16 protein-coding genes are annotated in these 26,763 nt (G+C 49.2%); 5 read left to right on the plus strand and 11 right to left on the minus strand.

Annotated elements, in window-relative coordinates; translation table 11 throughout:
* Positions 1-3: 3 nt before the first annotated feature.
* From G459_RS0100740 to G459_RS0100760, 5 genes are all read left to right on the plus strand, one after another.
* Positions 4-2,862 (plus strand): hypothetical protein, encoded by a 2,859-nt coding sequence (locus G459_RS0100740; protein WP_026965912.1) that lies wholly within the window; start codon positions 4-6, stop codon positions 2,860-2,862.
* The gene (locus tag G459_RS28745) at positions 2,855-7,381 is read left to right on the plus strand and encodes a contractile injection system tape measure protein (protein WP_051315006.1); all 4,527 of its coding nucleotides are present in this window, start codon (positions 2,855-2,857) and stop codon (positions 7,379-7,381) included. The genes G459_RS0100740 and G459_RS28745 overlap by 8 nt, the downstream gene beginning before the upstream one ends.
* 2 nt (positions 7,382-7,383) lie before the next feature.
* Complete coding sequence (locus G459_RS0100750; RefSeq protein ID WP_035454815.1) at positions 7,384-9,720, plus strand: glycoside hydrolase family 18 protein; 2,337 nt, start codon at positions 7,384-7,386, stop codon at positions 9,718-9,720.
* A gap of 108 nt (positions 9,721-9,828) precedes the next feature.
* Complete coding sequence (locus tag G459_RS29335; protein ID WP_084454311.1) at positions 9,829-11,973, plus strand: eCIS core domain-containing protein; 2,145 nt, start codon at positions 9,829-9,831, stop codon at positions 11,971-11,973.
* 151 nt (positions 11,974-12,124) lie between these two features.
* Positions 12,125-14,659 carry a phosphoenolpyruvate carboxylase gene (locus G459_RS0100760; protein ID WP_026965914.1) on the plus strand — a complete coding sequence of 845 codons (2,535 nt, stop codon included), beginning with the start codon at positions 12,125-12,127 and terminating at the stop codon, positions 14,657-14,659.
* A 168-nt stretch (positions 14,660-14,827) separates the two neighbouring features.
* Here G459_RS0100760 and G459_RS0100765 read toward each other — a convergent pair whose 3' ends face one another.
* The 11 genes from G459_RS0100765 to G459_RS0100820 all read right to left on the minus strand — a co-directional run bounded on the left by G459_RS0100765 (position 14,828) and on the right by G459_RS0100820 (position 26,760).
* Positions 14,828-15,487 (minus strand): hypothetical protein, encoded by a 660-nt coding sequence (locus G459_RS0100765; RefSeq protein ID WP_026965915.1) that lies wholly within the window; start codon positions 15,485-15,487, stop codon positions 14,828-14,830.
* Between the two features lie 8 nt (positions 15,488-15,495).
* The gene (locus G459_RS26555; RefSeq protein ID WP_051315007.1) at positions 15,496-16,047 is read right to left on the minus strand and encodes a DUF4136 domain-containing protein; all 552 of its coding nucleotides are present in this window, start codon (positions 16,045-16,047) and stop codon (positions 15,496-15,498) included.
* Between the two features lie 77 nt (positions 16,048-16,124).
* The gene (locus G459_RS28750) at positions 16,125-16,718 is read right to left on the minus strand and encodes an outer membrane beta-barrel protein (RefSeq protein ID WP_026965916.1); all 594 of its coding nucleotides are present in this window, start codon (positions 16,716-16,718) and stop codon (positions 16,125-16,127) included.
* Entirely contained in the window at positions 16,718-17,356 is a 639-nt protein-coding gene (locus tag G459_RS0100780) for a DUF4136 domain-containing protein (RefSeq protein ID WP_051315008.1), read from the minus strand. Before G459_RS0100780 ends, G459_RS28750 begins: the two co-directional genes overlap by 1 nt.
* Positions 17,357-17,375: 19 nt before the next feature.
* Positions 17,376-17,846 (minus strand): hypothetical protein, encoded by a 471-nt coding sequence (locus G459_RS0100785; protein ID WP_026965918.1) that lies wholly within the window; start codon positions 17,844-17,846, stop codon positions 17,376-17,378.
* Between the two features lie 121 nt (positions 17,847-17,967).
* Positions 17,968-19,167, minus strand: a complete 1,200-nt coding sequence (locus tag G459_RS0100790) for a BamA/TamA family outer membrane protein (protein ID WP_026965919.1) — start codon at positions 19,165-19,167, stop codon at positions 17,968-17,970.
* Between the two features lie 150 nt (positions 19,168-19,317).
* Complete coding sequence (locus tag G459_RS0100795) at positions 19,318-19,974, minus strand: hypothetical protein (protein WP_026965920.1); 657 nt, start codon at positions 19,972-19,974, stop codon at positions 19,318-19,320.
* A gap of 314 nt (positions 19,975-20,288) precedes the next feature.
* Entirely contained in the window at positions 20,289-22,628 is a 2,340-nt protein-coding gene (locus G459_RS0100800; protein ID WP_026965921.1) for a TonB-dependent receptor, read from the minus strand.
* Between the two features lie 62 nt (positions 22,629-22,690).
* Positions 22,691-23,959 carry a sensor histidine kinase gene (locus G459_RS0100805; protein WP_026965922.1) on the minus strand — a complete coding sequence of 423 codons (1,269 nt, stop codon included), beginning with the start codon at positions 23,957-23,959 and terminating at the stop codon, positions 22,691-22,693.
* Positions 23,956-24,639: a response regulator transcription factor gene (locus G459_RS0100810; RefSeq protein ID WP_026965923.1), complete on the minus strand. Its 684-nt coding sequence runs from the start codon at positions 24,637-24,639 to the stop codon at positions 23,956-23,958. The genes G459_RS0100805 and G459_RS0100810 overlap by 4 nt, the downstream gene beginning before the upstream one ends.
* A 591-nt stretch (positions 24,640-25,230) precedes the next feature.
* Positions 25,231-26,760 carry an arylsulfatase gene (locus tag G459_RS0100820; RefSeq protein WP_026965925.1) on the minus strand — a complete coding sequence of 510 codons (1,530 nt, stop codon included), beginning with the start codon at positions 26,758-26,760 and terminating at the stop codon, positions 25,231-25,233.
* Positions 26,761-26,763 lie beyond the last annotated feature (3 nt).

Raw genomic sequence — 26,763 nt, forward strand, 5'->3', positions numbered from 1 at the left:
GATATGGCAAAAACCGGCTCCATTCGAAAGGATAAGAAACTTCAGGCCTCGCAGGACTTCAAGATTCTGATGGATAAAGGATTGGAATATGTCCAGGGCCTCAGCGGTGACATCTGGACGGATTACAATTCCCATGACCCCGGGGTGACGATTCTCGAGCAGTTTTGCTACGGACTGACCGAGCTCGGCTATAGGGCTTCCTTCCCCATAGAGGATCTCCTGGTCGAGCAATCCGACGGAAGGATTAATTGGGAAAAGAATTCCTTTTACTCACCCGCGCTGGTGTTTAGTTCACATCCCTTTGCAGTGGCTGACTTCAGAAAACTGCTCATCGATTCCTTTCCGGAGATCCAAAACTGCTGGCTGGAAACCGTGTATCCAGCCGCGACAGAGGACGGGATCAACGGAGTCTATCAGTTGGAAGTCTTACCGACTTTGGCTTTTCAGAAGCAATTGAGGAAAAAGCAAGACTTGGCCAAGTCCTTTTTGACGAAACTTCATCACTTTCTAACGACAAACCGAAACCTCGGGGAAGATTTTGACAGGCCTCGGCTGCTCACTCCCCATTTCATTTTTTTGCAGGCAAGTGTCGAGATTTCCGAGGAGGCAGACCCCGATCTGGTGATGGCCGAGATCCTGTTTGCGCTGGAAGTGTACCTCTATCATCCGGTGGCCTATACCAATCTGGAAGAGCTTCAAAATGAAGGCTTGAGACCGGAGACGATCTTCTCAGGACCGAGGTTGACCCGCGGATTTATCCCAGACTCAGAGCTTAAGGAGCGAAGCAAGACCCTGTATACAGAGAAGTTTTTGCTGCTGATCTCCAACGTGCCCGGTGTCAAAAAATGCTGGAACCTCGCCATTGACAAGGATGGAAGATCCAAATCATTCGGTCTGCCCAACCACAGCTATGCATCCATCAATACCGACCCGAAAGATCCCGATAGTATCTATTCGACGCTCGGGATATTTGTAAAAGGGAACCCCCAGCGCCTAAACAAGCCGCGGGTAGAGGACATGCTCTTGGATCTCTGGTCCAAAAACTACCGGGTCTATCAGGAGGATTTGTTCCGCGAAAATTTTGAAAAAGAGAGTCTAAAAGGCCGCTTTAGGAATCCCGGTAAGTACGTGTCGATACAGCATCATTTTCCGGGCATCTATGGGCTGAGACCTGAGGGGATTTCTTCCCACGAACCTATCGAAAGGCAGGCTAAAGTCCGACAGTTGAAAGGCTATCTTCTGCTGATGGAAAAGCACCTGGCGAACTTTTTGGCGCAGCTGGCCCATCTTCCTGACTTCTTTGATCAGGACGTGTCGCGGGAGACGGGCACTTACTTTTCACAGGATCTGGAATCCAGGATCGGTGCCGACGACCTGGAAATCCGGGCGAAATTGCCTTCGGGATTTGGTCAGTCTGGAGTCAATTCCCAAACGGGAGAGTCCAGGATGTCCTGGCTGAGGCGAAAAAACAGGATCTTGGACCACCTGTTGGCCCGATTCGGTGAGAGTGTGCAGGAGTTGCCGTTTCAGCTGGCATTGAAGATGAACCTGCTTGGAAATGAGGAGGAGATGCTGGCCTCGCTTCTCCTCTATAAATCGCGCTTTCTAAGGCTCGTTCCAGAGTTGAATTATGGAAAGCACCGGGCACATTTTTCCATGGAAGAGGAGGGAGAATCCATCTCCACACTGGAAAAGACGCTTTGTCTCCTGATTGGAATAGAGAGAAATCCAGCGTCCGTGATTCCCAAATTTTTACCCAAAAATGTATCGGGGCAACAGGTCGAATCGAGCGCTAGTTTCCTAAAATCACAAACGACTTATGCGGAATTAACCGAAAAATTCAGACCGCTGACCAAGCGAGAACGGAGCTTTCCCCAGATCGCCAATGTCTCGAGACCGGAGTCTTCTTTTGGGAAAATAGGCATTCGGGATCTCTATGCCCGAGCCGTAGATCCGGATTCCTATTGGATCTCGCTTGAGCCGTCCCGTGTAGGGACGCTCGAAGTGCTTTTTCAAAAATCCGAATCCAACTGGGTGAGCATTTGGGATGGGACACATGAAGAGGATGCGCTGAGCGCGATCGCAAAAAACATCCAATATTTCAGAGCGATGAATACCTCGTCGGAAGGGATGATTTTGGTAGATCATATCCTGATGAGACCGATGTTGGAAGGGTCGGAATATGGATTTGTCCTGCTGGATGAGTGGGGAAATCCCACCTTTAAGTCTCCCTGGAAAGCGGCTGAATCCGAGCGAAAGGCACTTTTGACGAAGTTCTACAGGGCCGCGTCAGATGGCCGGGCGTACCGGAAGGGCGGAAAAGCCCTGAGCTTGCACGGCCCGGAGGGAGAGGTGCTCGGGACTTTTGCAGACTGTGATCATCTGGATCTTGACGTTGTCATCGAGTCCACCGCCAGCCTTGCCCGGCTAATGGCGGGAGACCGTGAGCTTTCCGGTCTTCTTGCGCTGTATGAGTTGGAGGGGCTCCGGTTGATGGGCTCGCTTCATGAGCGTGGAGTTTTTCGCCAGCGTTCGGTCGTTTTTCTTCGAAGACTGGAAGACAGGCGGGAGGTCAGAGAAGATTTCTTCGATCTTAAGGCATCCCTGATTTTGCCGGATTGGCCTGCACGGTTTCAGGAGAGCCATTTTCGGTATTTCCTGACCAACGAAGTACGGGATCGGGTGCCTGCCCACATGCAAGTGGGAGTGCATTGGCTGGATCTGCGCAAGTGCGAATCGTTTGAGTCTCTCCATCGGGATTGGCTGGACCATCGTGGCCACGCATCCCAAAAACAGCTGTCGGACAGCACCTACCGCCTCTACGAGTTTTTGAATAACCTGACCGGCGAAGAAAATGGATAATCGGCACTCACATCAAGTGGATGATCTGGTATTTTCATTTGCCTACTCCACACGCCCGCAGGCCTCTCGCTGCAACACCAAGCTTCAGCAACTGATGGCGCATGACGTCCTGCCCGAGCTGGAGAAATCGTTTGCTGAAGTAGCATTCGGCGGGCTAAGCTTGGAATTTGACAGGCTGGAGATAGACTTGGGGAGTTTGTCTGAGGAAGATATTTCGGAGGATTTGGGGGAGAAAATCAGACCGCTGTTGGTGGAGGCTTTGAAGCGGGAGATCCGCGAGCGAATCCTCGGCGAGCCGGGATATGTTCTCAGCACCGGCGTTTCTCAGCGGCAAGACTTCAGTCTGTTAGCTTTGAAAGCATTTTTTCTGCAAGGGTACTTTCCGGCATGGGCCGACTCAACGCTGAATTTGTATTCCCTTCTGGATTTTCTGATTGCCTCCCGCTCCACTGGAATCGGAGAGCTGGTCAGAGAAGTGTCATTGAAAAGTGAATCTGCCCGAAAGCGTATTGCGTTTCTGAAGGCCCCTTACTTTGATCAGTTGATCGAAGTATTGGTGCCGGGGGATGCGGAGTGGATCATGGGATATCGGGAGTCCTACCTTGATCTTCACCGGCGGGAAAGACAACTGACGGATTCAGCAGAAAACATGCAGCATGCCCTCAACCTGTTTATCCTGACTTTTGTAATCCATAATGTCGGCCCGAAATTCAACCGGCTAAGTTTTTCTGACAGTCTGCTCAAGTCAATCGCGGCGCATTACAACCTGGACTTTTTGGAATTTCTGAGACAAATCACAGAGATTCTTCATCAAAACACGATTGAAAATCAACTGTTTCGGGATTTTAAGGAAGCTATTATTTGGGTTGGGGAGAAAAACAACATCGAGGTTCAGGACGAGTATTCGGACTTCGCAACCTCTGCCCGGGATGTCATTGGATGGCTGAATCATCCGACCGAAGATGATGCCATCACCCGCTATATCCAAGAGTGGGCGAACACCGGAATGTTGTTTTGTGAGTTGTCCAGCCGCTTTCCTGGATTTTGGAAATCGCTGTCCAAGCAGGGGCTGACTCAACTGATCAGTCTAATGGGCGGTGATGCAAAGAGAGAATGGCTGGAGCTTACTTACACCTATCTGGCGTGGCACTCGCGACGCGCCAAATCCGGCGTGACGGATCAGGAGGCGACGGTGAAGGATTTGTTTGATTTGGCACAGCAGGGATCATCTAAGGGCGAATACCTTCTTTTTGACTTGGAGAGTTGGTTTTCCACCGTCGCCCGCCACGGATTTGCCCACTTTGGATCTACGACTGAGATCACCAGGGAGCTTCTCGCGATGGGACTGGGTGCCGGAGTCTTCCAGGCTTCGTTGACTCTGATCCGTGCCAAGAAATACCTGAATGTGAAGGTAAAGGGCGAGTCGGCTGGATTCTCTGACCAAAAGTACAGGGATGTCATTTCTGTAACTGCTAACCCTTCAAGTCCCATAAACGACGATTCCATCGCTGGCGAGGACTGGCCAAAAGGTTTCTCGAATGAAATGGCGAGTTTATCCGAGTGGGCTCTGGCGGCCTATCTCAGTTCAGGATCTCTGCCGAGTTCATTTAGAGAGCTCAGTAAGTCCGACCTACAGGGCACAATTGCCCGATTGATCAAATCCCAAAATCCCGTGTTGCTGAATTTGATCCGAAATAGCTCGCGGCTGGGTGATTTTGACCTTCAGAAGCGCTGGGAAGGCTTGTTTGATCAGGTGAGTGAAGGGGAAATGCGGGATTACGTCCAGAAGTTTGCCGGGCCGATGACGCTTCGACTACTTGCTTGGAATGAGTATTTGAAGAAAGTCTTGGGCTCAGATCTTGCAACTAGCGGGTATTTGGATCGAGAGATCTGGAAGCGGTTTTTGGAGGAAGTTTCTCACGAAAACCGCTCAGGAAAGGCGGAAAAGTCATTGATTCTTATTCACGCTGTGGAAAGGTATCTGGCTGCCGTCATGCGCATGTCCAGTGTGTCGCCCAAAGCCAGCAACCGCATCCGTGAACTTCAAAAACTCCTCAATTCGGAGAAATCTGTCTTGATCGAGCTGGTCGCAACGAATGCTGCAGGTCGTTTCAGCGCTTCAGTTATTGCTCGGATCGCCGGGGCAAAGACGGCTTTTCTTCAGCAGATTGGTCTGCTGAGACTTCCCAGTAGAAAATTAACCGCTGTTCTCAAAAGCCTTAATCCGCAGTATATGTCACGACTACGTCCGGCAGCGTTTGGAGTAGCATTCGATCAGATGGTGCGGTTGCTTGGGCAGGATTCTTTGCTCAAAAAGCTGCAAACAGGGTTAGTGAAACTGACCGAAAAAGAGGTCTCGCAGGGCATGAATCTGGATAATTTGGCTGAGCTGCAAAAGATGTTGCAGACAAGCACTTCTGAGCTTGAGTCTAAAGCTGAGGAGGTCATCCGTCAGGATCTCGCAAGACTGGCGAAAGCCGTGTTTTCAGACACTTCCCGGACGTCCCGCAAAACGGAATTGCAGGAAAGTATCCGTCGGATTCTTGTCTTTTCACGGTCCAAGCCCGAGCTGCTTCTTCAGTTTTTGAGAAGAAATAGGCATCAACTGCCGACGATCTTGGTTCAAGTTTACCAACATACAACGCCGGGCAACTGGAGGATTTTTACGACTTGGTTGCGGCATAAAAAGCCCACTGAATTCAAAATGCCGGAATGCGTGGTCTATCCAACCACAGAGGGGACGAAGGATATCTTTGACTTTGTTGAGGAGATTTCGCGAGGGAAAAGCATTCCATCGAGGCGATGGATTGACGTTCGTCTGCTGAGCGACTCTTCGAAGTTGGACAAGGGTCATGCGAAGGAGACTTTGCAGAAAATCGTGCCGGTAACAGATGCCCTTTCAGGCGAAATCACCGTCTTGCTGACGCTTCCTTCAGGTTTTTTTGCAAAAAAATCTGTGCTTCAACTGTGGAGAAAAACAGTCCTGATCAGCGCATACCAGTACCAACTGGCGGGGAATTTTGGACAGAGCGGATCGGCAGGTTCTTTTTGGGCGATCTTCCTAAAAGCGCTAAAAAGTAACCGGTCTGCATTTCGCCCAGAAATGATGGATTGGCAAACGCTCATCCAGTCCAGCCGCCTTGAGAGCAGCACGAGACAGATGCTTCGCCGATTCGTTCAAACCAGTTACCTCCGTGAGCCACGCCGATATTCGTATTCGGTCAACACCGAGCGACTTTCGTCCGTGGTTGGGTATTGGAAAGAAGAGGGTTTTCTGCCATGGTGGACGCCCATCAAGTCCAAGATCAAACTACTCTCCGTCCTGCTTTTCTCCATCGAGCATGTAGAAAAGAGTGAGGCATTCTTGTTGGTTTCAGCCCTGACTGACGGAAATGCGGCGAAACTGATCCAGGATTTTGATGCGAAGCAATTGAAAAAACTGCTCCGGCGCTTGTCGTCCAGTAAGTATAAGAGGCATTTTGCCTCCCTGATCCTGGAAGGTCGACGTAATCTAGCCGAACTGGAAAACCGGGGTCAAATCGAAACAAGGCTCGCGGACGACCAGGAGTTTTTTGATTCGATATATTCCCTCGATCCACAGACGCTGTCAGGCTCTAAATTGGAGCGTTGGATTAAAAAGCAGATCAACTCCTCCGTCGAAGGTGAGGTGGTTAGGAGCTGGTTTGGATACGATCCACGCATTCAGGGGCAATTGGAAGCGCTGCTGTCCTGGAGCCGATTCCTGCATTTTGGGAATCTCAGTCCGGGCAAGTGGAAGCTTTGGGTGTTGAGATTTGCCTTAGACTTTTATGTCAGCAAACGAAACAGCTTTTCTGAAGCTTTTCTGGGACATTTTCTCAGGCATCTTTCCCGATCCCAAGCCGGTGTGAACTGGAAAGTTGTTTTTCATCGGTTGCTTGGCAACAAAGAGTTTGCGAAGCAATGTGAGCCACAGGTCAGGGATGAAATCAAACAGCTCTTTCCCGAGCGGTCTAAAAAGGAAATCTTGGAACCCACCACGGGTGATCTGGTCAAGATCGGAAATGCGGGACTGGTTCTATGCTGGCCTTTTCTGTCGGTGCTGTTTTCGAGACTCAAGCTTAGCCAGGGGGGCGTGATTCCGGTCGAGTCACAGTCCAAGGCTGTAATGCTATTACAATACTTGGTCTTTGGTCACACCGATTTTCCCGAGTATGAGCTGGTCTTAAACAAGGTGCTGATCGGGATGAAGACCAGCCAGCATCTGGAGGCGGGGGAATTGAGCCAGGAGGAAAAAGACATGGTGGTGAGTCTTCTGCATGGGATGAAGGGCAATTGGGAAAAGATGAAAAATGCTTCCGTGGATGCGATCAGGGAGACCTTTCTCCAGCGACAGGGCACCCTTGAGTTTGGCGCAGCGAGTAACATCCTGAGAGTGCCAAAGACAGGTGTGGACGTCTTGTTGGACTCCATATCCTGGAACATCTCAGTGGTCAAGCTGCCCTGGATGGAAAAATCACTAGAAGTCAAATGGCGATAGATATGAATCGAACTTTAAATTTTTCGGCGAGAAAAGCCAAAATAATCCTGCGCCAAACGGCCCGGGTGATCTTGGTTTTCGGGCTCGCCCTTTTGACTTCGCTTGCGTCCTACGCTCAAGTGGGCAAGGTGCCGCCATCTCAGATCGTAGTGAAGGATACGATCAACTTCGGTGACAGCGCCAGAAATGGCCTGATCAATAAGATCATCCAGCCGATACGCTTTCACGAGAACAAGATCAAACGCGAGCGAGAGCGGATGGTCACACTGATAAGAAAGCTGGCGAAGGAAGGGGACATGAGCATCGATTCTGCAACCGTCGACGCCATCGTCAATGACTTGATCAGCCTGACAGCAAGTCTGGCCGCGACTCAGGATACGACCGTCCGCCTCCAGGATGAGATCGATCAGGCGATCTTGGATCTGAACACCAAAGCACCCAGGCTGCTGGTGGACTCCATTCAGGTCCAGCTTGGGAATGTTCTTCAGGGATTGCTGGACGACTCCAAGGCAGAGAATGTCGCCGCCCGAAAGGAGCTGGTCGCGAAGCTGACAGCCTTGCGGCAAATCCAGTTTTCCTGTGGATCGGAGGAAGTTCCTGTCTTTCAGGCGACTCTTGGCGACACCCTGCAAGTAGACTACCAGAAATGTCTGAGTGCCCAAACGCGGATTTTCGGATGGCATCTGGCGTCTGCCAAAGACCGATATCAAAACTACAACCTCAACTACCTCACTGATCTGGTGCTGTACGGGTTTGAGCTGGCCGCCAGCGGGAAAGAAAACAATCCAAAGACTCTGGCGGGATTGCTTGACGGCGGGATTTTGGAGAAAAACCAGGGCTATGGCAAGACAGTTTCCCTTTCGGTCTACAGTAACTCGACCGCGGTGGTCAGTACTTTTTTGAATCAAGATGCTGCACAGGAGCAATTTCTCTCACGGATCAAGGAGCTGATCTCATCCTATAAATTGCAGGGAATCAACATTTACTTTGGAGATATTCAAGCCAAAGACTCCAAGAAATTCTCCGCATTTGTCAAACGGCTAAAAACCGAGTTGACAGATGATGGGCAGAGCCTTGTGCTGACGATCAGCATTCCATCGATTGCCAACAGAAGATCTTTGGCGCAAGCCAATGTCTATGAGTTTGCGGTTTTGAATTCGTTGGTTGACTTCTATCTGGTTCAAACCCAAAATCTGAACATCACCGAGACCCGGATTCCCTTTGTCCAGAGTCCCCTGTACCCGGATCAGCTCAATTCCCGCGGATCGATAGAGGGGACGATGGCCTTTTACTCCAACGGCAAGGTACCTGTCGGAAAACTCGTCATGACGGTCGGTTATCAGGGGATTTCCTGGCCGATGCCGGACTTCGTGCCGGGCAGCAGAGCGACGGGTTTTGGGACGGTACTGGATTATAAGACGATTCAGCAGACGCTGGTGTCGACCATCGGACTACCCGATGGGGCGGTGCTGGGCTACGACCCCGAGCAGGTGGCGGCGTATCTCAATTACGGGACTTTGGCCAATCTTAGACAGGTGTGGTATGACGACGCCAAAAGTCTGGTGGAAAAATATAAATGGGGGCTGGATAACTCGACCGGAGGGGTTGCTATTTGGGGCTTGGGTGATGACGATGGCTATACTGAGCTTTGGGATGCGCTGGGCGCCACATTGATCAGGGAAGATTCGGTTGTAGTCAGCTCCAAAAAACTGGTGGCTGACAGTTCCCAGAGGCTGACACTGAAGGAATACCTCTGGACCTATATGCAGGATATCCAGTGGGCCGGGCTGAACGACATCTACATCGGAGATCCCAACAAGAAGCCGGAAGCTGACTATTGCTACTTCGACACCTATCCTGACCGTGACAGCCTGTATCGCCTGGCAAAAGCCTATGATGTCGCCAGTTTTTGGCAGAATCGCAGTGACTTTGTCAGATACGACACCACAGAATATTATTCGATCGATTCTTATCAGGATTGTGTGTGTATGGTCGGCCGCTGGAATCGGTACGCGGAAGTCAACGGGATAGCGACACTCGTCCTGCTCGGCTTGACCGTTTTGGGTTTTGTGATCCTGCTTCTGGGGATCAGGAAGCATGGGGATGATTGGTCCTTGCGCGGGGTATTCACAGGAATTTGCATTGGATTGGGCCTTTTGGCTCTGGTTGCGCTGTTTTTCTCCCTGTTTTTTAATACGCAGGTCGGATTCATCGGCGCGGGTAGCAGTGAAGTGACGATCTGGGTGCTGATCCTGATTTTCGCATTGGGTATCGCAGCTGGACTGGCGATCAATAGACTAAGAATGGCGAAGAAATTCGCCCATCGGGATTTGCCTTAAAACACTTAAATACTTTTCACTATGGGAAATTTTTCAAAATCAAACTTGCCCGAAACTTCCAAAAAGCAAGAAACGGGCTCAGGAAAGGGGCAAAATTCATCGGTTCAAATGAAGGATACCAGGACGGAGAATGTTGCTCAGCGTCAGTTTGCTGCCTTGGCTAATTCCAAACAGGGAAACGAAGCGGTCCAACGCACGGTGTCCGAAGAGGAACTTCAGATGAAAGGGATGGAGGAGGAGGAAGTCCAGATGAAAGCTGTGGACAAGGAGGAATTGCAGCTAAAATCCGTAGAGTCTCCAGTGACGACGTCATTCGTCCAGAATCCGTTTGCCGCCCCCTTCCAGCGAGTCGAAAACAACACCGGCCTGCCTGACCAGCTCAAATCCGGCGTCGAAAACCTGTCAGGGTACAGTCTGGATGATGTCAATGTCCACTACAATTCAAGCAAACCGTCCCAACTTCAAGCCCATGCCTATGCCCAAGGGACAGACATACACGTCGCGCCGGGCCAGGAACAACACCTTCCCCATGAAGCATGGCACGTAGTCCAGCAGAAGCAGGGGCGGGTCAAGGCTACCCGGCAGCTGAAGGGAACACTCAATATCAACGACGATGCGGGATTGGAAAATGAAGCGGATGTGATGGGGGCTAAGGCGTTGCAAATGAAGGGAACCGGAGGGAGCGTCCAGAAAATGAACGTGAGATCAAGAATAGTGCAGCGGGAGCCTGAAGAAGAAGCCGAGAACAACCGGATGACCGACAGCAGGATGGACGCGCTGGTAAAACGCGTCTTGGCGATATTGGGCGTTTTGACCGCGCAGGGGGAAGATTACGAAAAGACCTATGGTGAGAAAGGCAAGGATCTGGGAAAGCAAGGGGTGGAGAAAGCAAAAGGCGCACTGTTGGGCAGCGGAGAGAAGGAGGGACCATCACTCAAAGAGAAAGTCGTCAAGGAAGGATTGAAGAGATGGTGGGCGACACTGGAGCCTGAAGAAAAAGTGGATATGCTTAAAGAGAGTGGAAGCTTCTTTTCTGGCCTTTTCGGCGGAGGCTCAGGCGAGCAGGAAAAGGAAAAAGTAAAGCATGAAGAACCAGAAAAACCAAAGGGCAAAGGAGCGAAATTTGAATCCGATATTACCTCCCAAGATCTGGAGACACTCTATGAAACCTACAAAGGGTACGGTAAAATCAAGAAAAAAATCGAAGAGTTTGGATCGGGCGTAAGAGATTTAGCGGAGGAGCTGGGGGCAGACGTGGGTGTTAAAGTCGGCGAATTCAAAAACGAACGGGAGTTTTTATCCAAGTTTGAAGAACAGCAGGTTCCCTACAAAGTTGCCAGGTTGGAGTTTGCTTTTTTGAAGGAGACCATCGGGAAAACCAAGAACGAAAGTAGATATCAGGAAGAATTGGAAGCCCTTTCCGACGCGTTGGACGTGAGACTACAGGGGCCAAGCGGCATGATCAACAATCCGGGCCGGTTTACCGGAGACAAAGAACAGATGGCTAAGGCCGTTGACACCTGTTCGATTGCCTATCAAAATCTAAAAGTAGCCAATGTGGTCCGTAACGGCACGACATCCTTGTTGTCCAATCTCGGGATAGGAATCGATAAATTGGTGAAGGGAGGCGTAGAGTTCGTTGAGGGTCTTTTGGGGATTTCCAAGCAGGTCGATCCTAAAATCGGACAAAAACAAGCCGAGCTGGTCACGGCGCTCTTGGCTGTTTGTAACCGGTCTTGGTACACGCATACCAGCGGCATATTTGCATTCAAGCCGGATGGTGTCACAGAAGTGGGGAAAAAGCTTGTTGGAAGTAAAACTGCCAGCCAGAAACTGACTGCGATCAAATCGCAATTGACTAAACCGGAAGAAGATCTGGTCAAGACCGAGAGCGAGATCACTTCAAACGACAGCAAGATAGGCAGACTGACCGGATCCTTGCAACAAGACGTAACTGTCGACAAGGCGCTGTCCAAAACCCGAACCCAGAAAGGAACCGAAGAATACGGCGGAAAGCAGATAGACAATTCCTCCAAACTTGCAGAACTGGGCGTCGAAAAGGCGAGGCTTGCGCTCGAAAAGCGGAACCTGAAGAAGAAGATCAAAGGGGACGGCAGGAGGCCGCTCACCCAGGTCTTCTACAATGCCATCAAAGATCTCCAGCCGGACGATTTGACCAGCTTGGGCAAAACCATTACCATTATGGAACAGATTGGAGAAGAGCTGGAAACCACGAAGCATACTGCAAGTTAATTAACAAGAGTGGTTTTCCTTTTTCACCAAAAAGTGGAATAAAATCTGTCAAATTGTAAAAAAGTCAGACAATTGCTTGTAGTATTTTGAATTTTCGGTTGATAAAATGGAAAATTTACTAATTTGCCTGACCTATTAAATTTGACCCGGAATGCACCCTATCTACGACACGCAAGTCGCCAAGCGATTCACCATCTACAACAGCCTTTTTTTAGACCTGCCGTTTGACGACATCTACGTCACAGGGACGCTGTTGCCCTTTTTGGGCAAGGCCTGCGAGCGCGGCTATGCCTCAGGCAAATCTCCGCGTGAGATCATTGATGGGTTTTTTGAGGAAATGATGCCCGGGGAAAGTGAAAAGAAACGCTTCGATTTTCTTTTCGAAATGATCCAATACGTGGAGCGTCAGGTCGTGCTGTTTGACTCGATCGAAGACGCCGCATTTGAGAAGATCAACGACATATCAGGGAAGGGATCCATCAAAGCATTGATCAACAGAGTTGAAAATGACCGGAAAAAAGAAGCGCTGATTGAGAAGTTAAAAACCTTTTCGGTTCGTCTGACTCTCACGGCACACCCGACTCAGTTCTATCCAGGCAGTGTCCTGGGTATCATCACCGACTTAGAAAATGCCATCCGGACGGATGATCTGGAAAGTATCAATCTTTTGCTTCAGCAGCTTGGCAAGACCGGCTTTATCAACCGGGAAAAACCAACTCCTTTTGACGAGGCCATCAGCCTAATCTGGTACCTGGAAAATGTGTTCTACCATAGCATCCCCGATATAATTATTAGGCTCCTCAACGGGCTGGGTCAGCCCCTGCATACTTGGGAAAATCCTTCGATCCTGAGAGTTGGCTTCTGGCCGGGAGGTGACCGTGACGGCAATCCCTTTGTCACTCACGAGACGACCATCCAGGTGGCAGATCGACTGAAGAAGTGGCTAATGCGCTGCTATTACAGAGATTTAAAAAAGCTCAGAAAGCGACTAACCTTCAAGCATGTGGAGGAGCACATCGCCAAGGCTGAGCGGGGAATTTATTACACGCTGTTTGAAAATAAACAAATCTATGCGTCCAAGGATGACTTGCTTGCCATCCTTCTCGATGCCCGCGAGGCGCTGGTCACCTATCACGATGGCCTGTTTCTCGACTTGCTCGACCGATTTATACTGAAAGTCCGGATTTTCGGATTCCACTTTGCACACATGGACCTGCGTCAGGACAGCCGCAAGCACGATGGGTTGTGGGAGGAGGTATTCAGCATTCAAGGCAAGGAGTATACTGGGACTGAATCGGAGTTGATTGACAAGGTCATGAAAACCAAGGCGCTTCCGTCATTGGAGCATTTTGAGGAGCCTTTTCACAAAGAAATCCTCCAGTCTATGGCGACCGTCAAGTCGGTGCAGCGAACTAATGGCGAAGAGGGACTGCATCGCTACATCATCTCCAACTGCCAGTCGGTATTGCATCTCCTCGAAGTGTACCAGATGGCCAAACTGACGATGGGGGTGAAGGCAGGTGAGCTGCCGCTGGACATCGTTCCGTTGTTTGAGACCATCGATGACTTGCAGATGGCTCCACAGATCATGACCCAACTTTATCAGATGCCCGAGTACAAAACGCATCTAAATAGCCGAGGCAAAAAGCAAAGCATCATGCTGGGCTTTTCTGACGGCACCAAAGACGGCGGATACTTAAAGGCTAACTGGTCGATTTTGGTTGCAAAAGAAGAACTGACCCGTGTTTCAAGAGAAAATGACATTCAGGTAGTATTCTTCGACGGAAGAGGTGGCCCCGTCGCTCGCGGCGGAGGGAATCTGCATAATTTCTATGCATCCTTGGGCCAAAAAGTCGAAAATTCGGAAATCCAGGTAACGATCCAAGGTCAGACAATCTCTTCCAACTACGGAAAGCAGGCATCCTGTACCTACAATTTTGAACAGTTGCTGAGCGCTGGGGTCGAAAATCATCTCTATCCGGACTCGGAGAAAAATCTTAACGAGGTACAAAGAGCCTTGATTCAGGAGCTCGCCGACAGTGGCTATGAGACCTACAAGGACTTGAAAAGCCACCCAAAGTTTGTCCCTTACCTGGAGCACGTCGCACCGCTTAAGTTTTTTGGAATGACGAATATCGGTTCGAGACCTTTGAAAAGAGGAGGCGATTCAGGCTTGAAATTCGAAGACTTGAGAGCAATCCCTTTCGTGGGATCATGGGCGCAGATGAAGCAAAACATTCCGGGATTTTACGGAGTGGGATCGGCTATTGCGGCGCTGGAAAAAGAAGGAAAGTTGGACGATCTAAAGCAATTGTACCAGGACAGCCTATTCTTCCGGACCTTGCTGGGCAATTCGATGCAATCGTTGAATAAGTGTTTTTACCCGGCAACGGCCTATTTGAAAGACAATCCCGAATACAGTGAGTTTTGGAAGCTGCTCTTCAGGGAGTATGAGTGCTCGGTGAAGATGCTGAAAAAAATCTCCGGCATGGAGGAATTGCTGGAAGATAATCCGGTTTCCAAATCGTCCATCGAAATCCGTGAGCGGATCGTCTTGCCGCTGATCACGATCCAACAGTACGCTATACAGATTGGGCTGGACAAAGGAGCCTCTACAGAGCTCTTGGACAGACTGATCCTTCGAACCATGTTTGGCATCATCAACGCTACCAGAAATGCAGCTTGACGTCTTATTGAATTGAGGAGCTGATAAGGCTTCAGAAAAACAAAAACTCTCCAGGGAAACTTGGAGAGTTTTTGTTTGTGTGTTGCGGAAAGAAAACGGGGGTTTGTCGGCGTAAAAAAGGCCAGCCGGTTTTTCCGGCTGGCCTTTGATTCATTGGGCTGAAGCTTATTACTTCTTCGCAGGCTTTGGAGCAACAGCGATGATGCCGTCTTTGACCATACGGTCTACGACCACCCCAGCAAAGGTGTGTGAGAACGCCTCCAGATTGCTTGGGTTGGTAGTCTCTGACTGAGAAGACCATACCAGCGCTTCAGTCTTGGCATCGTACAAGTTTACTTCGATGTAGTAAAGCTTGTCCGTGGTATAGTATCCCGGATCATACGTCATGGCGCCATAGTAGCCATAGTATCCGCCAAATCTTCCGTAGTATCCACCATAGCCCATTGGAGCGTAGGCGGTACTGCCCTGCACGTAGCGGGTTTCAGAAGTTTGATCCAGCAGAGCGACGGTCAAGATGCCGTCATAGCCCGAATCCTGAACAGTCTTGATGGCTTTGGCCATTCCTTCTTTGTCAGCTGCAGATCCAAGTGGGATGAGGGTCAAACTGCTGGAAGCTTCGACGCCGTCTTCTTGGAGAGTAGCGACAAGCTCTTCTTCAAAAGCCTGTCGGTTTACCAGATTGCTGGTCAATCCGGCTGTGAGGATTTTTTTATAAGGACTTGCCGGCTTGTCCGGGCTTGACCAAGAGCCGCTTATCTTGGTGCTTGGAGCGCAGGATGCCAAGGCTAAAACGAGCGCTAAGCCCGCGAGAAAAGATGTTTTTTTCATAAAGAGTTTTATTTGTTGTTGATATCAAGGTATTTAAAAATCTGTTCAACTGCAGTTCTGACTGCTTCGTTTTTGTTTTCCTGTTTTTTGGGTACTACCTCCGAAATCGTCCCGGCCCAAGCCAGCACATTTCCGGATTTCTCGACAAAATGGACCGTTAGACTTCCCTCGCGGTAGGTGTTTACGGGAATGTCTCTGACTTCCCAGTTGTAGCTCCGCTGTCCGGAATAGGTGAATGGGTCGGTAGTGACGCTGGTTTCCCGCGTCTGTACTTTGTCTTCGACGACCAAGCCCAAGTTGATCCGCAGGTCTGGGTTCAGCGTATCCTGTGTCAGTCCCCGAGATTCCAGTGCATTTGCCATTTCTTCCTTCAGCATCGTCACGATTTCTGAATAGGAGACAAGGCTGTCATTTGGGATGTCAATCTGAGCAAAATCAAAGGTAGAATGAGCACTCAATTTGAAGTCTGCAAACTTGCCTTCTTCGACTACAACCCGGGTAGGCGCACAGGAGCAAAGTAAAATCATTGCGAGAACGGGAGAAAACAGATTCTTTTTCATGAGAATTTGAGTTGTTCTAGGTTTGATTTCTTTTCCTTGACCGAGAGCAAGACCGGGTTTTCTAATCGACCACCGTGTTAATTGTTTAAGATAACCAAACCGATGTTAAAACTCAAGTTTGACTGGCCTTCCAATCCACCGCCCTCCAGGGTTCCGAAATATTTTGCCCCGACACGGAACGCGACATTATCGGCCGGCTGGATCAGGACACCCAGTTCGGGTCGGAAGCCAAACTGCCAATGCGTGTCCTCTGACTTGTACATGCCCATTTCGATCGTCCGCTTGTTGGCGATGGTACCGATGCCGAAAGACGCGTAGGGACGTATCAAGTCGGTGAACGAATGATAATAGGCCGCTGTGGCCATGATTGGATAGGCATACTGGTACCGATACTGGATACCGGAGAGCGATGCCGTCTCCCGGGTATATACTTCGTTTTCAGTCCGCTCAAAGATCGTAGAATGTCCAAATTCTCCACCGATGGCCACATGGTCATTGATGAATTTTTGGAATTCCAGGGCAAAACCTCTACCCGAAACCACGTCAATAAAATCCGCGGTATTTCCGGTAGGAAGTGTCACTGTATAGTTAACGCTATATAAAGAACGCTGTGCTTTCGCAGATATTCCCAAGCCTACCAGCAGGGAAAATAAGATCAGATACTTTTTCATTATTTCTGTAGGTAGGGTGATTGGGAAAATGCCTGATCGAGGGTTCTGTCAATTCGATTGGCGGCGTCACCTGGTTCTCCTTCAAGAAGTCCATTGACAATGGCTATCCAGTTAACCGCGATATTGTTGTTACTATCGACATCCTTTGGACTGGTCATCTGAACGAAAATGCTACCCGATCTCACCGACGTCACCGTAGGAGGGTAATAGCCCGGATAGTACCAGCCTGCTCCGCCGCCTGGATAATACCAGCTCCAATACCACCAATCGTAGTAATAATACACTTCAGTCGTCTGCAGGGCAGCAGGCAGTAGCACCAAGTCAGGGTTTGCAGATTCGGCCACTTCCCGATATCCCAGAGCATTCATGTTGCTCCTCAGGGTGGCCAGGATAGGGTTTGCAAGCTGTGGAGGCAGGAAGTCGGGTTGGTCAGTATCTCCGGCTAAGCCGCCGTTGGAGATGCTGATGACTTCGTCTGGCAGCGCGTAGGTGCTTTTGGAAGAGAAGTTGAAATCCTTGTTGTAGTTAGTATAGACTACGTCTTGTTCTTCAACGAAAGTGGCTCCTTCCGGAGAGCAGGCTATCAAACCTGAAACCAGAAGGAGCCCGAAGCTGGATCGCTTAATAAAATCAACCATAAAAGGTAATTGGGGTAATTTAGATGTCTCCGACGAATGGCAATTCCTGCTGGATTACGTTTCGGATGGTGTTGGTAATGTAAAATTCAATCTGGATGAACTTCGCTGCGTCGATCGCCGAAGTTGCTTTTTTGACTTTGGAATAGTAAGAAGAATAGAGTTTGTTCAGAGCAGCATCGTTCTTCAATGAGCGCATTGCCAACGCATCAGCTTCTTCGTCGCCGATGTGGGTGAATTTCTCAATGTAGTCGTTGATGATCATGATTCGCTCTTTGCCGATTTCTTTTCGGGCGATCTCAAACTCATCATAGACTGGCCAAAACGCAGCTGCTTTCTCCGGCGAAAGTCCCATGTAAGACTCGATCAGTGTTTTTTTGTCTTTGCCAAAAGCTTCCTGAACTAGCTTGATTTCTTCATCGACAGTTTGGGCAAATGAGCCAGCGATACCAGCTGAAAACAGCATAACGGCAACGAGTAGTAGTTTTTTCATGATTTTAGATAATTGTATTTGGAAAAAGATGAGTAAAGATTCGTTAGTAAAGCTGGCGTATTGTTAAAAATTAATTCATGATTAAAATCAGCTTTGAACTTTATTTTATCGCTAAATACTGTTAAAAGCTTTCGTTTACATTCAGGTAAAAGCCGGAATTTCCCTTTTGTCCAAAGCCATAATCTGCCGAAATAGTCGTCCGGTTTTGCTTGTTGATCATCACCCGCAGTCCCAGTCCGTACCCTGGGTTGAATTGGTTGAAGAGTTTTTCCTGGGTGGTCTTGCTGCTGAAGCTTGCCGCGTTGACGAAGACCGTTCCTCCGAAGGTTTCCTTGTTTTGTTGAAGCGGAAACCTCCATTCTGCTTCGGTATAAACCATGCTTTCCCCACGGAATCTCCCCTGGGCGTACGCACGGCCGGAGCGGCCAAACATATCCCAGCCGATCCCTGGCAGGTTCATGTAGGGCACCTTTCCCGATACCACAAAGTTGCCAAATCCCCACAGCGCGATCAGGTTTCTTTTCCGTTTTTCACTCAGGTTGATGTAGTGCCGGTAGTCCAGTAGTAGCAGGCTGGAACTTTGGTCAGAGCCTAAAAAACCGGGATTGATCTTGTACTGGATCCATCCGAAGTTCTTTTCATATGGCGACACCGAGTTGTCCCGGTTTTCCATTACCATGTTGAGACTGACGCCGGATACCGTGTACTTATCCGTGTCAAAGCCCATTTCAGTGTTATACCTATCGTGGGAAAACTCCAATTCCCCGACGATTTCTTCCTCTTGGAATGTTTCGATCTTTGAATGAATGTCCAGATGATAGCCCGCTCCCAAGTAGAACTTGGAATCACCTATGCGCTTGAGGATCGCTTCGTAAAATCGGATCAGGCGAAAGTCCATCTGCTGCTCACCCCACCAGACTCCGGGCTGGCTGGGGTTTTCGGCTGGTTCATTTGGCGTACTGCTACCGAGCCCGTAGGTGGGCTGGGAGGTGATAAAATACCGCCAGTCACCGATGAGGATGGTCTTATTTTCATTGAGAAAAATATTGCTGCGTGAGCTGAAGATCCACTGTTTCTTGGTTGTATAGAGGAAGTTGCCCACGAAGTTGGACATCTTGGTCGTCTGCGGATCACCCATGTACCAGGTCGCTGAGGGCGCCAAACCAAAGAGCCAACCATTGGCTGGGTTCGAGCCGATTGCCGGTAGGGGAACCAGTTTGAAGTGGTGGATTTTATTGGGTTGATAGCTGATCGAGTCTGACTGCGCCGAAAGCTGCAGGGTGACAAGAAGAAAGAGTCCGAGGAGGAGACCTGATTTCATTGAGCTGGATTGGGTTGGCTAGTGGCTATTTTCAATCCAATCTAAGGGTTAGAGCGCGATTCAAAGAAGTAATTGCTGCCAATCCGAAAAAAATAATTGGGGAATAAGGAGAAGGACGGGGGAAAGACCGGCTTTCCCCCGGAATGTTATTTATTGAGGGAATCGGAAGACGAGGCCGCCGTCAAATCCAAACTGATACATAGTAGAGTAGGTAGAAACCCCCGCGCCAGCACCGCCAGTACCGAAATAAAGTCCTCCGCCAGCACCCTGTACGGCTGACATGAGCGAAGCCTGAACTTTTAAGCCGACTTTCTCAGAGAACCAAAAGTTAGAACCGCCACGAAGTGCCCATGCAAATTTTGTGGCGCCGTTTTCATTTTTGTTGTCCGGATTGTAGGTGTCAAAGATGGCCATTCCGATGCCGAAGCCAAAGTAGGGCTCTGCCACTTCACTTACCGGGAAATAGTTGGTGCCGTTCAGCATGATCCAGTTGGTAGACAGGTCGAAAGTGGTATTCTTAACGTCATTACCAAATCCATCATAATCGAGATAGGTCACGGGAGCGGTCGTGTCTTGTCTCAAGTACTGAAGTTCAAAGGCTTTGGTGGTGTTGGGTAGCTGGTATTCGATACCTGCACCCCATCTGAAGCCTCCCAGGATTTTACCGTCGTAATACGAAGTAGCGGAGTAGTAGCTTTCCACCTTGTCGTCAAACACGTAGCCAGCATAGGTATTGACACGAAGTTCTTGGGAAAAAGCTGTTCCGGCTGCCAGGGCCAAAACAAATAGCATGGTAATTTTTTTCATAATAGGGGTCTTTGCTTGTTAGTCTTCAAAATATAAAGGAGTCGATTTTTAAAATCAAGGGGCATCCCTAAACAAATATGAGACAGTCTTTTCCTTCAATTCATGATAAAAATCATCTACAGGTATGCGGTTTGGTGATTTTCAACAAGATTCCAGAAGATAGCCCTGAAAAGTTTCGGCTTGGCAGTCTATCCGTTTTGTGCGATCTAGAAAAAATTCGGTTCTACTGGTTTCATCGACGACGATTCACTGTCGCTTTTTTGATAAGCACCTTCGCAGCAGCCTCAGCTTGCTTCGGATCAAGCCCGGCTTTTTCAAAAGTTGAACCTTGCCGACATCAACAAGATGCGGGTCTCGCGTTTCGCGTAAAATTCCTGAGAAAACGAATTGGTGACTGCATTTCCAGCAAATCGGCGGGTGTCAAACACGTCTCTGAGACTGAGTGATAGATTTGCTTTGTCCTCAAAAAATGACTTCTGCAAGCTCGCGTCCAAGTAATATTGGGCAAGGTCTCTTCCCTGTGCCTCAACCTCGGGTGAATCATAATTGGCCGCCAGTTGAAGATTGATGCCATACGGCAGCTTAAAATCCTGGGTCAATTTGGCATTCCATGAGAACCCCGAATTGGTAAATTCCTCGCTGATATTGGACCCATCCACCTCGATCCGGAACACCGTCACCCCACCGTTGAGCGAGTACCAGTCGTTGACCTCGCCGACGCCGATGAACTCGACTCCGTAGGAGCTGGAGGAAAGCAGGTTTTCCGGCTGAGAATAGGAGATTCCGTCTTCCACGATCGTGATGAAATCCAGTTGCCCGTTGACCTTTCGGTAAAAGAGGTTCGTGGTGAAGCTTGACTTGTCAAAATTCGCCAAGTGACCAAACTCGAAGGAGTTGATCATCTCGGGCTGCAGGTCTGGGTTTCCCCGACGGATGTTTAGAGAATCCGTGATGTCCGGGAACGGGTTCAGTCTCCAAGCTGTCGGACGGTCGATTCTTCGGCTGTAGGTGAATTTCAGGGAATGGTGATCATTGAGATTGTACATCGTCTGCAGACTGGGAAACAGATTGAAATAGTTCTGCTGATTGTCTTCGTCGGTGTTTTCCAGATAGGTGTCCACGCGGGTCAATTCACCCCGGAGACCCAATGCATACTCAAACTTGGGTCGGGTAGAGGAGAAGACTGCATACCCGGCGTGAATCTGGTCTTGATACAAAAACCGGTTGCTGACAGCCGGATCTTCGACAAACTCCTGGCTGGTCTCATCAAATCTCAGGTATTGGTAGTCGTTGTCAAACTTCCGGATGTTCGACTTCAAGCCCGTTTCAAACTTTCCATTTTCCAGGGGCTTGATGTAGTCAAACTGGAAGACGGAGATGTTTCTGACCTCATCGGTATAGGCTCTTTCCTGGCCAGTTAGGTTGTCAGGAGCTGGGTCCAAGGTGTTTCCAAAGATCTCGATCCGCTGGGTTTTGAATTGGTTACGATAGGAATGGCTGGCAGTGAATCGCAGCAAATGCCCTTTGTCTTTGAAGTTATGCTCAAAGATCAGGGCGTTGTCCAGTCCTTCGTCAATTTCGTCTTCCGTATTTCTCCTGACATAGTCAAAGGATTCATCTTCTCCTGTTTCGCCCATCCGATCCAGCTCCGCATAGAGCGTATTCGTCTGAAAATTCTGCCCGTACTGATAGACCCCTTCGTAGCTCAGTACATTGTTTCCAAAGTAGTAGTCCGCTCCATAGTTCATATTGTGACCTTTTTCGCGGCTCGTGTTGTCGGTGTTTTGCGTCAGAGTTTCCTGATCTTCCGCGATGATTCGGGTGGATTCTCTGGTGCCGACATCTTTCCAATCCCGATAGTTGTATCCTCCAAAGACATTAAAATTGGATGTCCGGTGATTGATTCTGCCTCCGACATTTGTCCGGTTTCTGGTGCCGTAGGTCGCTTCCAAGCCCCCGTGAGTTCCAAGATCCTGGCCTTTCTTTAGAATGATATCGATCACCCCGCCTTCGGCTTCGGCGTCAAATCTTGCGTTCGGGTTATTGATCACCCGGACCTCTTCGACAGCACTTGCGGGAAGCTGATCCAGATTTTGGGTGAGGGAGGAGTTTCTCCCGTTGATGAGGATATTGGTGCCGGTACTTCCTCTCAGTGCGATGGTGCCGTCTTCTGCCACAGAGATGGAAGGCGTATTTCGGAGGATGTCCAGCAGCGTGCCGCCGGCGTTGGCAATGTTGTTTTCCGGGGTGATCGTGATGCCCTCCAGACTGGTTCGGACCGGCATCTTGGAGGTTTGGACGACGACTTCTTCCAGGTTTTCTGCCTCATTTTGCATCATCACATCCCCCAAGTCCACATTCCCGGAGACTTTTACATCGGGGATGATTTGATCCTTGAATCCCAGGAAAAAAGCCTTGAAGGTGTAGGTGCCCCGCGCCACTTCCAGCGTGAAGTCTCCGTTTTCATCCGAATCCGAAAAGGCAACCGGCTCAGTTGCCTCACCATCCTGGAATACCGCAACCTGCACAAAACCCAATGGCTCCTTCCGATCCCCATCCTTCAGGGTCCCAGAGATCTGGAAAGTCTGCGCCCAAACCAGCGTGGGCAGTGCAAAGTAAACAAATGCAAAAAGGAAAAATCTGGAGGTTCTCATCGGGCAGCTTGTTGGTTTTGATACAAGTCTAAGGCTAGAATTTGTATCAATCTTGAAGTTGACTACCTGAACAGAATCCGAATCACGTGCATATTGTTTTCATAATAATAAAATATCCGGAATCCGTAATTGACGCAGATCTGCTTGACTATAGCCAGGCCCAGGCCGATGGAATCAGGAAGTTCGCTTCCTTTTTTAAACCTTTCCAGGAATTCCTCCGGGTCGTTTTTAGGTGCTTTGCCGGAGTTCTCAATCCGGAGGTGGTCTGGATTGAGCTCGATGTGGATTGAGCCATGATCGATATTATGCTTGATGGAATTTCCGATCAGGTTGGTGAGCAGGACTTCTGCCACGAAGGGATGGATCTCCAGCCAGACCATTGGATCAATCTCGGTGCTGAGTTGGATCGATCTCATCTCGATCAGCTCATCCAGGCCGTCCAGTGTTTTCTGGATGTAGGAACTCAGATTCAGTGTCTGCGGAGCTTCAAATTCCTCATTCTCCAGCTTGGCGAGCATTCCGAGAGATCTCACGATCCGGTTGATCCGCTCGTTGTTTTGGTAGGCAGAGTGGATCAGATCCGCTTGTTCGCCGGTGATTTCACCGTTCATGAGGTGCTCCAGCTTGCCCCGTATCACAGCTGAGGGTGTCTGGATTTCATGGGAAAGGTTTTCTGAAAATTCCTTGATCTGGCGGTAGTCCGTCAGGAGTTTTTTGGACATCCGCTCGAGGAACTCGTTGAGTTTTTCAAACTCAGAGATTCCGTTTTTGGTGAATTGCAGAGGCTCGTTTTTCTGAAAGCTAAATCCCTGAACCGCATCCAGACTCTTGTGAAACGGGCTGAGGATTTTCTTTGAGATAAATCGGAAGAAGATGCCGATAAAGACCAGCTGGATCGCAAAGACAGACAGCATGGTCACCACGACAGTTTCGGTGATGTCGTCGGCCTCGACGACCAGGTTGTAGTAGGAGATCCGATAGTGCTTTCCGTCGATCTTGTACGATTTGCTGGCCTTCAGCTGGATCTCATTTCGATTCATGGGATCGTGGTAGGCAAGGGTGTCACGCAGATGCAGCTCCTCGATCGGGAGGTCAAAAGGAATTTCGGTTATCTCCAGCTTGTCGTATAGAAGCCTGTTGGGAGGGGCACCTTTTTCGATGCGTTCTGCATAGGCGTCGATCTCCCGGGTGAGCTCCATGCCGAGCTCAAAGTCGATCTCTGACCCCAGCTTGTTGTAGATGAAAAAGCCCCCCACCAGCAGCGCCGCCAAGGTAATTCCCAAGTACCAAAGGGTGATGATATTGATCAGTTGCATGCGGTTATTTTTCATGACACAAGCGGGTCAAATTTGTATCCGATGCCATACACGGTGCTGATGTAGTCCTTGCCACCGGCTCCGGTGATCTTCTTTCGCAGGTTTTTGACATGCTGGTAGACAAAGTCAAAGTTGGCCAAGTCGTCCGTGTAGTCGCCCCAAAGGTGCTGGGCGATGGCCTGCTTGCCAAGGACGCGGTTTTTGTTGGTGATAAAAAAGAGCAAAAGGTCAAATTCCTTCTTGGTCAGGTCCAGCGGCTGATTGTTTACTTTTGCCAAAAGCTGATGGATTTCGATCGTGATTTCATTGAACACAATCTCATCAAATCCGCCCGTCTTTGACCTCCGAAAGATCGCCTTCAACCTCGCCAGCAGCTCCGAAAGGTGAAAAGGCTTTGGCAGGTAATCGTCGGCTCCCTCGTCCAAACCCCTGAGTCGGTCATCCAGGGCATCCTTGGCGGAGATGATCAGGACGCTGGTTTCGATCTTTTGGGACTTGATGATCTCGAGCAGCTCGAGCCCGTTGCCATCGGGCAGCATGAGATCCAGCAGGACACAGTCGTAGTCGAAGGATAGAATTTTATCCTGAGCCTCATACAGGTTTTGGGCAGTCTCACAGATAATCCCCTCCCCGGACAGGTAATTGACCACATTTTGGGTGAGTTCGGGATTGTCTTCTACGAGCAGTATTTTCATTGACAGGTGATTTTTAGGCCGGTCTTGCTGGATTAAGATAAGGGTGAAAGACCAAACTGCCGAAAATCTACTGCATTGCTTTGAAGGAATTCTGAAGTTGGAAAGATTGATTGCGGTACCGCTCGACCTAAGTTCCCCTCCCAATTTGGAAATAGCCTTGGAAGGAAAAAGTTCGACACCCTTCGGGGTCGGGGAAATCGTCGTCTTGTCGTTTTCCACGGGTTTCACCCGCGGCTATTGAGAAGTTTGACCCCTGTCGGGGTCGGGATTTTGGCAATCTGGAAGTGATCGAATTGGGTGATTTTAACGATCCTCACAGGATCGAACTTCTGAATAGCCCTAGGTGAAACCTAGGGAATGACGATTAACAAGGTTGACGACAACCCCGAATGGGGTTGAACTTGCGAGGTAGGAATTACAAATTCCGAAGGATATTAGGGTTGAGGTAGATTGCAGGGAGAGCAAATTACACCCAGCGCTCAGTGAACCTCGAAGCTGAAAGGCAATAGACTACGCCGAGGTGAGGGTCTAAAAAAAAACCGGAACAATCATATTGATTGCCCCGGCTTCTGCCTGTAGTAGTCAGATTATTTATTTGTTGACTCCAGACCCTTGAGTCACTGATTCCATGACTCTGTCCAAGTTAAAACTTCCAGGCTTTTGTCTTGGAGGAAACTCTCTGAAGCTTTGCAGCCATTGACCTACATACCCCGCTGCAGGAGCGAACGTAAACATATGCTCAACAAACCATTTTCCGTAATCCATTCCTATTTCATGCGCCAGTTCGAAAGGATCCATTCTAAGATTAGTCAGCATTGGAGCTCTAAGTTCGGTGAAAGGTTCCTGCCAAACTTTCAATCCATGAGCGTCCTGGCGTAAGAATGTAACCTTCCAGTTGTTGAATCTAAGTGCTGCAACACTTCCGTCATCGGTCCAATAGATAAACTCCTGGCGAGGCCACGCGGATTCTCCTTTCAACGCGGGAATCAAATTATATCCATCCAAATGAACCTTATAAGTTGTTCCACCGATATTTTTTCCGGAAAGCAATTCTTGTTTTACATCAGGAGCACCGGCAGCAGCAGCGAAGGAAGTCAGCATGTCTTCGTGCGCCCCGATTTCATTCACGATTGTACCTGGCTTTATTACACCTGGCCATTTGATTAGAGTAGGTACCCGATATCCGCCTTCCCATTGGGTGTTTTTCTCACCTCTAAACATGGTTGTTCCGCCGTCAGGCCATGAGAATGATTCGGAACCATTGTCAGAAGAATACATGATGATGGTATTTTCTTCCAAACCAAGTTCTTTAAGTTTATCTAAAATAACTCCTACTTGCCTGTCATGCTCGACCATGCCGTCCGCATAGATTCCCAATCCGGTTTTGTTGTTCAAGCTGTCAACCAGGTGCGTGAAGATGTGCATCTTGGTACTGTTCCACCAGATGAAAAATGGCTTATCAGCTTCTGCAGCCCTCTCCATGAAATCCATTGCTCTTGTATTGACTTCTTCGTCAATGGTTTCCATTCTTTTCTTGGTCAATGGTCCTGTATCTTTTATCCTTCCATCAGAGTAACTTTCAATCACGCCTCTGGGTCCGAATTTCTTTTTGAATTCAGGGTTTTTTGGATAGTCCGGATTTTCAGGTTCCTCTTCGGCATTGAGGTGGTAGAGGTTACCATAGAATTCATCAAAACCGTGATTGGTAGGAAGCATTTCATCCAGATCTCCCAAGTGATTCTTACCAAATTGACCAGTCATATAGCCTTGAGCTTTTAGCACAGTGGCAATCGTCGGATCCAATTTCGTCATCCCCTCCGGCGCCCCAGGCAGACCCACTTTGGTAAGACCTGTTCGGATTGGTGATTGACCGGTGATGAAAGCTGCCCGACCGGCTGTGCAGCTTTGCTGACCATACCAATCAGTAAAAATTGCTCCTTCTCTTCCGATTCGGTCAATGTTTGGAGTCTTGTATCCCATCATCCCCATATTGTAGGCACTGATGTTAAACTGTCCGATGTCATCTCCCCAGATGACCAGAATGTTGGGTTTCTTTTCCTGGGAAAAACTTAGGGTCGCAAAGACCAAAGCAATCCCAAGGGTAAGTAGGATTTTTTTCATAGA

Source organism: Algoriphagus terrigena DSM 22685 (assembly GCF_000429445.1).
Lineage (GTDB): Bacteria > Bacteroidota > Bacteroidia > Cytophagales > Cyclobacteriaceae > Algoriphagus > Algoriphagus terrigena.